This window comes from Sporosarcina sp. BP05, from assembly GCF_014282005.1.
Taxonomy (GTDB): domain Bacteria; phylum Bacillota; class Bacilli; order Bacillales_A; family Planococcaceae; genus Sporosarcina.
In genome coordinates this window covers 229,255-242,597 of record NZ_JACFTD010000005.1, presented here as the reverse complement: position 1 = coordinate 242,597, position 13,343 = coordinate 229,255, and the positions used below count along the sequence as shown (strand labels likewise).

The window sequence follows — 13,343 nt, the reverse complement described above, 5'->3', positions numbered from 1 at the left end:
AGTAAATCCTCCTACTCGATATCAGTATATTTTTTTAACTTACGAACCACTGATGGTTGACTTATTCCAAGGAACTTAGCAATTTCAGTAGTTGTACGATAACGTTCCTGCGCATCCCTTAACACTTTCATTTCCACATCATCCAAAATGCTTGGTAGTGTTCGGCCTTCAAGATGGATGATAGATAGGTCATCATCTGTATTTTTACGGTATTCTGGTGGTAAGTCTTTTGCCGTAATAACAGGGGAAGTACTTTGTACAACCAACCGTTCCATAACATTTTTGAGTTCGCTATGGTTCCCGTTCCACTCAAGGAGCAACAGCTGATTAAACACATCATCTGAGAGCTTCTTAGTAGTCGTATGGGTAGTTGAAAACTGATTTAAATAAATTGAAATCAAAGCAATCAAATCTTCTTTTCGATCACGAAGTGGTTTTAAATGAATTGGAACGATATGGAGCATATAATACAAATCTTGATGGAATGTTTTATCAGCAACTGCTTCCGTCAATGCATTCTCGGAGGAGCTAATCAGCCTCACATCAAGTGGGAATACTGTAGTTGCGTGAATAGGTGTATATCTACGTTCTTTCAATACATTTGCAATTTTTCCTTGAAGATGAACCGAAAGCTTATCAATCCCCTTTAAATAGAGGGTACCTTCATGGGCTAACGTTAATAGGCCCGTTTCCTTTTGCTCGAACTCTCCACCGAATAATTCACGTTCAAACATCGCTTCCGGCATTGTTTCGCAGTCAACTTCAATGAAAGGTCCATTGTTTCGCTTACTTTCGTTATGAATGAACTTTGCCATTGTCGTTTTCCCGGTTCCTTGTTCTCCGTAAAGGATGACAGAAACGTCGAGTGCTGCCGCATTCCTAGCGGTTTCATAAGCAATTCGTGTCGTCCTGTTTTCAATCGTCAATCCATCGATTGTAAGATTTTCTTTTCGCAGTAGCGTAAGCTCCTCTTTTGCAAGGGACATCTCGTTTTCAAGTTCTTTCATATATTCCTGGATGACGAGAAGTTCGGCTACTTCATAGGAGTAGCTAAGGACAAATTCAACTTCACCTGACTCATTAAAGAATGGCATACCTGTAATGAGTGCTTTTCGTCCGGAAGGGGTCGCTTGTATAACAACTACCTTCTTTTTTTGTAGAAGGACGAGCGGAGTAATAGCAGGAGAGAAAATACCCCTTTTTTCTAGATCATATACAGATTTACCAAGAAGGTCCTCAGCACGTATCCCGTAGTAGCGTCCACTAATTTGTGAGGCTTTTACGATAATACCTGCGTGATTGGTAACGATGATATCTTCATCATACGAATCAATAATTTCTTCTTTTGAATTTGGATGTAAGAAAAATCCTGTCATACGACCACCTTTCCTAAAAGTAACGGTATTCATTAGTGAATAATTATTTGTTTGTAAATAAAATATACGTCACTATCTGAAAATTAGCAATATAATTTTAACTAATCGACAAATATTGTGGTACTTGTATTCGCGATGTCGAAAATTATAACATGCATTCAAATGCGATTACAAGTATAATTATACAAAAGGCGGTATAGATACTTCCAATTTCCTTTTTCCACTGCTATATGATTAAATACAGGTCAAGTAACTCGTTTATTATTCAGAAATGAATCGAAGGAAAGGGGATTAGTCGATGTTGAAAGAAATGTTATTCAATAAAATAGAGGAATTTATGGAAGAAATGATTTACGTGCGTCGTCATTTGCATATGCATCCTGAATTGTCACACAAGGAAATTGCAACACCAGCCTATATCGCCAACTACTTGGTTGACTTAGGAATCGAAGTGCGGAGCGGAGTTGGTGGGAGGGGTGTGGTAGGAATAATACGCGGAGGAAAGCCGGGGAAAACAATCGCTTTTCGAGCCGATTTCGATGCATTACCTATTCATGATGCAAAGAATGCTTCATACCAGTCAACTGTTCCAGGAGTTATGCATGCCTGTGGACACGATGGCCATACTGCTGCATTACTAGGTTTTGCAAAAGCGATAAATGCCTTGAAAGATCAAGTTCAAGGAAATATCGTCCTCATCCATCAGTTCGGAGAAGAATTGCCGCCGGGTGGGTCGAGAGCGATGATTGCTGATGGTTGTTTAGATGGTGTCGATGCGATTTACGGTGCACATCTTCAATCCACTATGGATTCAGGCCATGTTTATGTGCGTGACGGTTATTTACAAGCTGGCGAAGATACAATCAAAATTACTGTAAATGGCTCAGGGGCACATGGAGCGGAGCCTCACAAGGGAGCAGATCCGATTTTAGCAGCAAGCCACATCATGGTTGCACTTCAATCCATTGTGAGTCGCAATACAGATCCATTGAAAGAGCTCGTCATTTCTATTGGGAAGTTTCATGCTGGGGATGCGGATAATGTCATTCCAGAAAAAGCGGTAATGGAAGGAACGATTCGTGTCTTTGATGAAGAGTTACGTACTCTCGCGAGTGTTCGTCTGACGGACCTTGCTCGTTCTATAGGTCGCGGACTCGGTTGTGAGGTGGATGTACAGATTGAAAGAGGATACGATGCACTTTGGAATCATGGCGCGCAAATGGACGTCGTCCGAAAAGCAGCGGCGGATGTATTTGGTAGTGATGCTGTTGTGGAAACGCAACCAATAATGCCAGTCGAGGATTTTTCTTATTACCTGCAACATGTTGCTGGTGCTTACTTCTTCGTGGGTGCAAAAATGGAGGATCCTAAAAAAGTGTTCCCGCATCACCATGAAAAATTTGATTTTCATGAACCGGCAATGGAAATGATTGCGAAAACATTTGCAGGGATTGTGCTAGACTATCAAAAATAGTGAATTTTGACCATGTCAATTACAAATAAGAGCCTTCCGGAAAATATCCTAGAAAGCTCTATTATTAATTCAAATAGTTTAGATGAGATTAATTCCACAATCCTGCTTTTTGAAGTTTCTTTTTACCTTTAAACGCCAAGATGATAAAGAGAATATTGATAACAAGCATTGCGAGAATTGTATAAAGGACTAATGTATAAGATCCCGTTAAATCAAATACAAATCCATATCCAGGTAATGCTACAATACCCGCAACAGCTAGTCCTATTGCAGCTGTTGAATAAATTTGACTAAATTCTTTATTGCCGAAAAGGGCAGTTGTAAGAATTGGTCCAAGTGTACCTACCGATGCAGACACAATTCCGAAAAACCCGATTGCAATCATGAAAATTGTCGAGTTATCTGCGACTGTAAGCAGAAGCCCGATTGAAATCAATCCCGTAATCATTGAGAAGATAGCCGTATTTCTCGCGCCAATCTTGTCGCTTAAGAAACCGAAAAGGATGGCTCCAACTAGCAAACCAAACATCCAAATCCCCAAAGCATTGCCCGCGAATTGAACCGTGTAGCCAAGGCCCATTGCAAATGGTGGAATATGTTGGCCAAAGCTGGCAATCGAGGTGATGAAGAAGAAAAAGATGACTAATGCATAAAATGCAGAAGATTTTCTTGCTACAGCAGCTAGCACACCTTTATTAGGCTCAACCGGTGCTTCGTTTGCACCTTCTTTAACTTCATCCATACCAATTGGAAGTAGCCCTTTTTGTTGAGGAGCCATTCTAATTAATAAGATTATAATGGGAATAACGATGGCGATTACGACAAGCCCAAGCGTAATGTAAGACGATCTCCAACCATTATTGGCAATCAGGTTACCAACGATTGGTGAGATAACAGCACCGCCTATTCCGACAAATGCCATCATGACACCCATTGCTAATCCGTTATGTTTTTTAAACCAGTTATTGATCAATACAGGGCCAGCCATTGTAGCAACGAAAACTGAACCCATTGCCATTGGAATAGCGAATAAATACCATCCCCACACTGAAGTCATGAGGCCAAACATGGCGAAAGAGCCAGCTTGTAAAATTACACCGGCAATGAGTAGTAACCTAATATCATATTTCGCCATCATCTTACCGGCAATCGGTAAAAATAGCATTGTTACAATTGAAGAAACACTAAAGTATAATGTCAAACTACCCATACCAATATCTAAGTCCTCAGAAACTGGAGTTAAAAATAATGCACCTGAACTATTAATACCACCTCGTGTAAATGCCAGCATGAGCGAAATGCCGATGAGTACCCACCAGCCGAAGTGAATTTTCTTCTTGTTAGTCATTTAAATAAACCATCCTTTTAATTTCTACTTTGATCGTTTCGTATATTGAAATGTCATTACCTTTTTCCACGATAATTCTTACAACTATATTAATTTAACATCAAACTATATTATGTGTCAATAAGGTGAATTTTATTATCGCGTTTATTTCCAAACGCTAATAATTCTAACTGTTTACGGCGGTGGGGACAGTCGCCACTATAAATTGGCAACAATTCAGGGAAAAGTTCAAAAAGAAATAGCCCGCTCTATGTCAGTTTGACACGGAGAGGGCTATTTTGAGAAACTAAATGGATTCGTGGGCTGTTTCTTTTAGTGTTGATTTCTGGGAGATGCATATCCTTATTTAACCACGGTTATCTTCTTCAAAATCCCGTAGCCATTTTTCACTTTCAAATGAGCAACTAATTGTCCTTTCGCAGATAAATCTTCAAGTTCTTTCCCAGTGTTTTCCGGTACAAAGTAGCGTTCCAAGCCGAAATCCACGGAATAGACGTAAACACCATCAACATTTTGATAATCAAAACTGCTTAGTTTTCCGGTTAAATAGAAACTACCTCTAGGTTTTTTATCAGATAAACTGTTTAACACATAGATATCGCCTTGCTGAACAAGTTTTCCATAAACAGTTAGCCAATTGGAATTTGCCAACTTGTCGATTTTATTCAAAATAGCAGGCGAAACTTCATTTTTCGGTACCTCCTCAATCTCATAGCGGAGCGTGACATAATCACCATACAGTAAGTCTCTTGGATCCACTGGCACTGTCAGCAATGCTACATCATCTCCGTAGGTCAATGTCCAAATTGGTTTGATAGTCAGGCCGATTAATAAGAGAAGGGGGAGCGTTAATGCAATGATGAATCCGATACGCTTATTTTTCATCATGTTCATCTGAAATCACCGTTCCTCTCCGAGTTTTCTCGAACCAAAAACCAAAGCCGATTAGAATCAAACCACCAACGATAAAGAATAACGATTTTGGCATGAAATTATATGACAAATCGGCGTAGAAACGGAAAATCAACGTGCACACAATGAGAACCGCTGGCAAACTGCCAATCTTCAAGAAGAACAACAGTTTAACTGCGAAAATGAGTGTGAAAATAATCGCTGCTATTCCTGTATTATCTTCCGAAACGAAATCTATCCATGTACTTGGAAAAGTCAGGTATAGACCCGTGATTCCATAAACTGCAGAGCCAAGCCATTCAGATGGCAACTGGTATCGACCAAATGAAAAGAAGGCAAGGAACAAGCCAAGTGCAAAGAAAGTGCATAAAATCAGTACTTCATGGACGTCAAAATAAATAAACAAATTGAATAAAAATAGCAAGGTTAAAACGGAATTGGCGATAAATAAACCCCTGGAATGACCCATCCGTTTTTCATTCATCCAAAACAGTAGCGGTATAATTAGCAACAGCAGATAGGGTACTTCAACAGTTCCATTCAACACGTTGAAACCGTAAATGATGAAAAATAAGCTGGCAGACGCAAAAATGACTTTGTCTTTCAAGTAATAGGCAAGTGGTAAAATGCCTAGACCCCACATGAAGAAATCTTCATAAACCCCTTCACCCAAATTAAACATTTGACCAATCAGGAAAATCCCAGCGCCAAATGCAAATACACCAATATAATAAAGACTTCGCGAAGTCTTTGGGTAATGATCCTCCAACTTAAAACCACCTGCATAAAAACCAGCTGTTCCGAAGAATAATAGTAAGAACTTCGCAAGTTTCGGGATTTGGTGCCAATTTCCTGCGATGAAGCTCAAAATGCCAACCCCAATCAAAACCGCCCCTATAATTAGCAAGACCCGTACAAAGCTAAGTCGCTCAGTAGGCGCGTACTCCGCCAGCAGTTTGCGCGCCTGATTCGTTTCCAATTGTCCTGTTTGTTCCAAAAAGAGCAATTCCTTCTCAAGGACACGGTATTCTGGGTTACTGATTTTCCTTTTCATCTCATTGACCTCCGTTTCATTTAGACTCCTTTAGGCTAAGTATACCCGCAATTATTGAGATGGAACATCGTAAATTGTAGTTATAGAATTAGACGGGTGAACTAGTCTATTCCTTTCTATTTCAACAAATCTGATCGAATTTCACAAAAAAAACACTCATATTGAGCGTTTTTCATGTTATGTTACAAATTCAATTCAATTTCATCTAAATTTTTGTTTTCTCATCCATTGCGTTGCGACCCACTTTTCTCCGACTATAACGGGTGCTCCACCATGTAAAGTTAACTGATTTAAATCTTCGTCATTATAGAAATATTCGAAGTAAACTGCCATACCTTTTTGTGGCGTTACTGAAAGATTTAGCTTAGGGAAAAAAGTTTCCCCACCCTGTTCTACATCATTTAAGTACATAATTAGCGTACTAATTCTATTATTGTTTGCTACTTTACTAGTTGATGAAAAAAAATCATAATGAGCTTTATACTCTTGACCTGGGGTATATTTAAGGATTTGAAGGCCTTCTCCATGTTCAATGGGGATATTCATAATAGAAGAGACTCTTTTTTCAACCCTAGCAACAATATCGTTTTCACTTTCTTGAAAAAACATACTACTACTTGTTCTTAGTTCATCTACCTCGCGTGTCGTCCCAATTTTTGAACGTTGCATTTTGTCCTTTGACAATCTGATTAGTTCATCGCATTCTTCGTTACTTAAAACATTATCTAAAATTACTATCAATGGTTCTTCATATTTACTAATTATATTAATCTCTCTATCGGTTTTGATTTTATTGCCAACGTGACCAAATATAGTTTGTTCTTTATTCTCCGTTATCATCTTTAAACGACCCCTTAAACTATATGATTTTCAGAACGAGTACGTTTTTTGTAATGAATATATTTGTTAACGGTCTTCTCTGATTAATTCAATTCTATTTTACCATATAATTTTAATATATCGCAAATTTGTAAAGCATTTTAATATAAGCCATTTTCAAAATGTTGTTGCTATATAGTCGGGACTTTACAAATAGCGTGTATTTCCAACACCGCTTAGTCGCTTGGTGATGGCCTTACGCAATAAGCCCGTCAGAAGATCACTAGGGAGGGATTGAACTGCATCCCTCCTAGGTCTTATTGCTTCGGCGCCCGCAGGATGCGGGTGTGCAGCCTTTGCCGCAGGACGCGGCGATATTAGGCTGCCTTTCATTAGTGTCGCTCCTTCGCTATATTTGTTCGTTATACAGGTGAGGTATACCACCTAGTTAATTCTAAATAAGTAGTGCCGAATATATAGTTAATCCTAATTAAGTGGTTCAGAATATATAAAGTGATTGAGTTAATGATTACACTCCATACCGCCTCGGCAATTTTGGGAACAAAAAAGGTTCCAGTCACCACTACAAATTGGAAAGAATTCAGATGGAAATAGCCCACTCTATGTCAACTTGACACGGAGTGGGCTATATTGATGGATCTTATCTGCTACTATAAGGTAGTTATTTTATACGCCCCGTTTATTCCCCCATATAAGTGTATGCAACTGCGGCAACACTTTAACATCATTCATGATAGAGGAGTTGACAGTCAAATCGATTAGCCATTCATATTGTTTTAGTAGTGTCGAAACGAGTTGTGCATCATCAGTTGTCGTCGTATCAGCATTTCCTGTTTGTAGGAAGAAAGGGAACGCCGGGTAACGAAGATGAACCTCTTCTGCAAACTCGAAATCTTCTTCATCGAAAATGACGACTTTCAAGCTAGCAGTCGTATCACTTAATTTCTCCATGAACGTATCCAGTTTACTGAAATCCGTAATCATCCCTGAGCTCGGTGGTTTTGGAGAAAGTGTAATGTCGTCGATTTCCATTAACCAATCTTGCCAAAAAGAGGCTTGAGTTTCAACTGCGACCTTCCATCCTTGCTCATGGCATAGGTCAACAAGTTCCCCGATTCCTTTGTGAAGGGCAGGGTTCCCTCCTGAAATTGTGACATGTGAAAATGATTGTCCACCTATTGCTTTAAGTTCATCTATGATTTCTAGCGGCTGTTTCGGAGTGCTTTTTCCAGAACCATCCCACGTAAAACTGGAATCGCACCAAGAACAAGAATAATCACATCCAGCTGTTCGGACAAACATCGTTTTAAGTCCCATAATGGCGCCTTCCCCTTGAATAGTTGGGCCGAATACTTCCATAATCGGTATTTTTATTTTACTCAAATAATCATCCCTCTCTGCACAGCCAATGTCGTCCGTATTTTATTTCTTTGATTGTGTCATAGGATACTTTGTATCTTTCAGATAAGTTTTTCATTTTCTCCCCTGCAGCGATTTCATTTAAAATGGAATCCCTATCCTCTATAGTTAAGTGTGTTAATCTAGTGTGTATATTTGGTCTTCCTTTAAGGGTTTTACTTATCTTTTTTCGAGTAAGGTCACTTACCTTGGCCCCTTTACGCATAAGCCCGCCTTTTCGAGATTGCTCTATCCGTCCTGGATTTTCTTTGAAATATCTTTTTTGACTTTCAGATTGTTTCTTCTTCGTTTCATCTGAATATTTCTTGCCAAGATTTATTTCTCTTAATTTTTTCTTAGTTTTAGAAGAAACTTCAAGACCAGTACGTCCTTTAGATATATTTTCGGCGTGTTCTTTAGTTTTGGGCTTCCCCTTCAAAGCTTTAGATATTTTTTCTCTGGCTTCATCAGCAAGACCTTCACCACCAAAAGATAGGTTATAGCCATTAGGAGTCGCGGTACAAAGATTTTCAATGTAGTAGGTCTCTCTTTCTCGGAGTTCCTTTAACGATGAACATTCTTCTAATTCCTCAATCGTTAATTTTTCCCTACCGTATTTCTGGATGGCTTTATTAATAACCATTCCCGAGTACCTACAATGTTGATTAAACCTATCCTGTAATTTTTGAACTGTAATTCCTACATATTGTTTACCGTTCACTTCATTAGTTAGTACATAGACCTTCATGAAGCAACCCCCCATTAATCTATCCTTTACCTTTATTATAAAGTGATTTCTAGGATAAGAGAATAACTAAGGGCGATATATCACGTATGAGGTCGGCGTTTCTCGGACAATAACTTGGAGACAGACGGGCTTATTGCTTCTCGTCAGGAGAACTTCCTGGATTGATTTGTAAATCTGTTCAGCCAATTTCTCCGTCGTCGGGAAATTGCTGTTAAATTCAGGATGATCATTTAGCACAGAGTGATCGTATTTATTATGAATGAGGTTTTTGAGCTCTTTGAAATCAATCAGAAAACCGATTGGATCAAGCTCATTTCCTCCAATTGTTATATTTAAGTAATAGGTATGTCCATGCATCACTTGGCATTTTCCAGCATCTTCGCTTGGAATGAAATGTGCCGCAGAAAAATGCATGTCTTTGTTTAATTCAAAACGATAAGAATGCTGAACTTGCGGATAAAACTGCTGCATCATTCAGTAACACCTACAGACTTTTTGGATAAATAAGTAGCGAGTCCATCATTCCGTAGCACACAGGCAGGGCATTCCCCACAACCTGTACTCGGGATTCCGTTGTAGCAAGTAAGTGTCTTGTCCTGCACAAATTCAAACGCACCAAGTTCGTCAGACAATGCCCACACATCGGCTTTATCGAGCCACATCAATGGCGTATGGATGACAAACCGTCCGTCCATCGCTAAATTCAAAGTTACATTCAACGACTTTATAAAATTGTCACGACAATCAGGATAACCACTGAAATCCGTTTCACTCACACCTGTGATTAAGTGACGAGCACCAATCGCATCTGCATAAACTGCAGCAAATGAAAGAAACAAATGATTCCTACCAGGAACGAAAGTCGACGGCAATTCGCCTTCTACTTCCTTCACTTCAATATCAGCCCGTGTCAAAGCATTCGCTGACAGCTGGTTGATCAAATTCATATCCAGCACTTTGAACGATACGCCGAGCTCGTCTGCAATTTGCCGAGCACACTCGATTTCCTCTGAATGGCGTTGGCCATAGTCAAACGTTACCGTTGCCACTTCACCAAAATGCTTCAATGCCCAAAATAGGCATGTCGTACTGTCTTGGCCACCGCTAAAGACGACAACCGCTTTTTCATTTTTCAATATAAACATCTCCTTAGTTTTTTAGAGAGGGAGTTTTCGAACCTCTTTTTTGAACCCTGTTAATGATAGCATAACTGGGGAATGGATGGGACGGTAAGAGGGGATTCGCAAGTTAACCTCTTAGATGAATAGGGATATGGACACTCACACAATCCGTTTTAAGATTGGAAATAGTTAGTTCTATTAAATCGAGGAGAAGACCGGTAAAATGAGTTACATCTGTATTTAATTATGTTGTAGAGCCTGAATAAAGAAAATCACAACTATTATAACCATAAGGAGTCGAATCATGAATATTTTACGAGGGCAAAAAGTTGATATTACAAAAAATACGGCAATTACGGATATTGTTACTGTCTTAGAATGGACGACGATAAACAAAGAAATGGAGATTGACGGAGCGGCATTTTTATTGGATGAAGGTGGACTCTGTAAAAACGATGAAAGCTTTATATTTTATGGACAACCATTTAGTATAGATAAATCTGTAAAGCATTTTAGCTCTACAAACGGGCAAAATGAAATCCACTTATCCTTGGATAAGGTTCCGAATACTATCCAAAAAATCGCACTTACCTTGACTATTCATGAGGGAGAGAGCAAAGGACAAAGTTTCAGTACAGTTTCTTCCGCCCGCTTAATTGTGAAGGATCGATTGAGTGGGCGAATCTTGTTTTCATTTACTTTCGGGGAAGAACTACAGCAAGAGACTGCTATCGTTGTTGGTGAAATCTATAGGCATAACGGCGAGTGGAAGCTGAATCCAGTGGGGAGTGGGTTCAATGGCGGACTTCCCTCTTTATGTGAAAACTTTGGATTGGATGTAATTAACGAACCGATAGCCCCCGTGCCCGCGCCTGTTGAGAAAAAAGAAGTAGTGAAACCTTTAATCGTTACCCTGAGGAAAAAAGAAACGATATCAATTAAGAAAACGACTAAAGTAGTCGCGACGCTGGAATGGAAAAGCAATAAGGATTTGGATTTATATTGTTTTTACGTTACGAAAGACGGAACTGAAGGCAAAGTCTATTATAAAAATCTTGGAAGCTCTACTAGCATACCGTTCATCACGTTGGATGGAGACGCGAAAAACTCTGGGAAAGAGACGATTACTGTTCATAATCCATCACAGCTTAATTATGTTTTATTTGCAGCGTACAGCGCGGTCTCCAACGGGGTTGGCAGTTTCAAAGCGATGAAAGCGAAAGCGGTTGTCGATAATCAAATGGGACAAAAAATCACATCCCCTTTGTTCGAGGAGAATAAGTATGCTTATTGGGTAGCAATTGCCAAAATTGATTTCACAGATATGCATGAAATGAAAGTAAGCCATGTAGAAACTTACTCTGAATCCGGTACTGAAAGATCTCCCCTTATGTATAAAAATGGGGCATTTGAAATGAATGTCGGACCTGAGGAATTTAAGTAAGACATGTGCGTGCACGAAGATACAAATTAATTATGTGATGTCTTATAGAAAGTGACGCTTTTTTACTATTAATAATAGAAAAAAACATAGAAAAAGTAAAAGCCTCCAAAATTGCATCTTTGGAGGCTTTTATCCAGTTGAGAAGCATCCCTACACGTAGCGTCTAGGGTTTGATCAAGTTTTTTTGGTTATTTTTAGTTAAACAACAGACGTGTTAATAATTATACATATACTAGTGAAAGGTATCTTGCACTAAGGTGACAAGGCACCTTAAATTAGTTTTTAGAACTGCTACAGCCCTTAAAATTGTGGTTTTTTTATTTGTATACAGGTATTCGTTTGCCAGTCGAGTAGACTCTCTTAAATTACCTAAAAAAGAATCCCTTCATTAATTAACTAGATGAAGGGATACTGCTTACAACCGTTTAAAACTATGTAATTTTGATTTCCAATAGCCGTTGTTTAAACTTGTTACTTGTGATTGCTTGCCTCCAGCATGGACGAACTTATTATTGCCAATGTAAATGCCAACGTGCGAAATGCCTTTACGATATGTATTTTGGAAAAAGACTAAATCACCTGGCTTAGGGGAGGTTACTTTCTTCGATTGTGCAAATTGACCAAGCGTGGTGCGCGAAACGTCTTTTCCTGATTGTTTGAAAGCGTATTGAACAAAACCACTACAGTCAAAGCCGTTTTTTGTCGTTCCGCCAAATATGTAGGGTATACTTCTTAGCTTCATCGCCTGATCAACGACGGTTTGAGAAGAAGCGGGTGACTTAGAAGTCGATTCGTTTGTACTTGTCAAAAGAGAACTAAGTATCCAACCCGATGTTTTGTTGACTTTTACATGAAACCATACATCGTTCCCCATCTTTTTTTGCTGTGAAACTGTTAACGTAGCCCCTTTTTTCACCTTAGCAACGATATTATTAGCAGTACCGGCAGCGGAACGCACATTGATATTGGATTTTGCTTTAAAGGAACCCGTCTTTGCCGTTATACTGTTAGACGCTAAATTGCTATTCTTAGCTGACGTTTGTAAGACTTGATTTGGATAGAGTAAGTCTGATTTTAAGTTATTCCATTTTTTAAGATTGGTAATGGACACCTGGTTTAATTTTGAAATGTCCCATAGCGATTCGCCAGTTTGGACTTTATGGGTGCTTGCTTTTACATCACTAGTTGCCATACCAAATGCTAAAGAACCTGCTAAAAGTAGTGAACACGCAATTTTCCTCATTATATATTTCAGCCACCTTTTCTATGAATCATTGAAGTATCAATGACTATATATATATAATAGTAGAGAATTGAGTATGTAAGTACAACAGCAGTTTGATTACAAATTCATTACGTGTTCGTAAATATAACGGGATATCTTGGAGTCTTATACAGTTTCCAGGGGGGGAGTGGGTGATTAGTATTTATAACTTACTAAAGAACAGCAAAACGGTTCATTATATTTCAACGAGAATGAAAGTATCAAAATTCGCTTCGCTACACCAAGGAGATGTATAGAGGGACGACTCTAGTTATAGGAGAACTTATTCTCGTTTTTGAGTGTGTTTATTTTGACAGTGGGATAAAGTATGAAGAAATTGTATTTCAAATTTCGTATTTCTTTA

The 13,343-nt window shown here is 38.9% G+C and carries 13 protein-coding genes and 1 riboswitch; of the genes, 2 read left to right on the top strand and 11 right to left on the bottom strand.

Annotation, left to right across the window (positions count from 1 at the left end):
* Positions 1 to 11 precede the first annotated feature (11 nt).
* Complete coding sequence (locus H2672_RS08430; protein ID WP_186670866.1) at positions 12 to 1,376, bottom strand: sigma 54-interacting transcriptional regulator; 1,365 nt, start codon at positions 1,374 to 1,376, stop codon at positions 12 to 14.
* 298 nt (positions 1,377 to 1,674) lie between these two features.
* On the opposite strand from H2672_RS08430, the gene H2672_RS08425 reads away from it, so the two are divergent.
* On the top strand, positions 1,675 to 2,850 hold the full coding sequence (locus H2672_RS08425) for a M20 metallopeptidase family protein (RefSeq protein ID WP_186670865.1): 1,176 nt from the start codon (positions 1,675 to 1,677) through the stop codon (positions 2,848 to 2,850).
* 88 nt (positions 2,851 to 2,938) lie between these two features.
* Here H2672_RS08425 and H2672_RS08420 read toward each other — a convergent pair whose 3' ends face one another.
* From H2672_RS08420 to queC, 9 genes are all read right to left on the bottom strand, one after another.
* A complete protein-coding gene (locus H2672_RS08420; protein ID WP_186670864.1) occupies positions 2,939 to 4,198 on the bottom strand; it encodes an MFS transporter in 1,260 nt (419 codons plus the stop codon).
* Between the two features lie 342 nt (positions 4,199 to 4,540).
* Positions 4,541 to 5,092 (bottom strand): GDYXXLXY domain-containing protein, encoded by a 552-nt coding sequence (locus H2672_RS08415; RefSeq protein ID WP_186670863.1) that lies wholly within the window; start codon positions 5,090 to 5,092, stop codon positions 4,541 to 4,543.
* Positions 5,073 to 6,164 carry a DUF2157 domain-containing protein gene (locus H2672_RS08410; protein ID WP_186670862.1) on the bottom strand — a complete coding sequence of 364 codons (1,092 nt, stop codon included), beginning with the start codon at positions 6,162 to 6,164 and terminating at the stop codon, positions 5,073 to 5,075. The genes H2672_RS08415 and H2672_RS08410 overlap by 20 nt, the downstream gene beginning before the upstream one ends.
* 201 nt (positions 6,165 to 6,365) lie before the next feature.
* A complete protein-coding gene (locus H2672_RS08405; RefSeq protein WP_186670861.1) occupies positions 6,366 to 7,004 on the bottom strand; it encodes a 2OG-Fe(II) oxygenase in 639 nt (212 codons plus the stop codon).
* Between the two features lie 186 nt (positions 7,005 to 7,190).
* A complete protein-coding gene (locus tag H2672_RS08400) occupies positions 7,191 to 7,376 on the bottom strand; it encodes a hypothetical protein (RefSeq protein WP_186670860.1) in 186 nt (61 codons plus the stop codon).
* 294 nt (positions 7,377 to 7,670) lie between these two features.
* Positions 7,671 to 8,363, bottom strand: coding sequence for a 7-carboxy-7-deazaguanine synthase QueE (gene queE, locus H2672_RS08395; RefSeq protein ID WP_186670893.1), 693 nt, complete (start codon positions 8,361 to 8,363; stop codon positions 7,671 to 7,673).
* 28 nt (positions 8,364 to 8,391) lie between these two features.
* Positions 8,392 to 9,150, bottom strand: coding sequence for a GIY-YIG nuclease family protein (locus tag H2672_RS08390; protein WP_186670859.1), 759 nt, complete (start codon positions 9,148 to 9,150; stop codon positions 8,392 to 8,394).
* 66 nt (positions 9,151 to 9,216) lie between these two features.
* Positions 9,217 to 9,624, bottom strand: coding sequence for a 6-carboxytetrahydropterin synthase QueD (queD, locus tag H2672_RS08385; protein ID WP_186670858.1), 408 nt, complete (start codon positions 9,622 to 9,624; stop codon positions 9,217 to 9,219).
* Positions 9,621 to 10,286, bottom strand: coding sequence for a 7-cyano-7-deazaguanine synthase QueC (gene queC / locus H2672_RS08380; protein WP_186670857.1), 666 nt, complete (start codon positions 10,284 to 10,286; stop codon positions 9,621 to 9,623). The genes queD and queC overlap by 4 nt, the downstream gene beginning before the upstream one ends.
* A gap of 7 nt (positions 10,287 to 10,293) precedes the next feature.
* Positions 10,294 to 10,337, bottom strand: a riboswitch (PreQ1 riboswitch).
* A 238-nt stretch (positions 10,338 to 10,575) separates the two neighbouring features.
* Between queC and H2672_RS08375 the strand changes: the two genes are divergently transcribed.
* Positions 10,576 to 11,715 carry a TerD family protein gene (locus tag H2672_RS08375; protein ID WP_186670856.1) on the top strand — a complete coding sequence of 380 codons (1,140 nt, stop codon included), beginning with the start codon at positions 10,576 to 10,578 and terminating at the stop codon, positions 11,713 to 11,715.
* A gap of 415 nt (positions 11,716 to 12,130) precedes the next feature.
* Here H2672_RS08375 and H2672_RS08370 read toward each other — a convergent pair whose 3' ends face one another.
* The gene (locus H2672_RS08370; RefSeq protein ID WP_222439337.1) at positions 12,131 to 12,958 is read right to left on the bottom strand and encodes a C40 family peptidase; all 828 of its coding nucleotides are present in this window, start codon (positions 12,956 to 12,958) and stop codon (positions 12,131 to 12,133) included.
* Between the last annotated feature and the right edge of the window lie 385 nt (positions 12,959 to 13,343).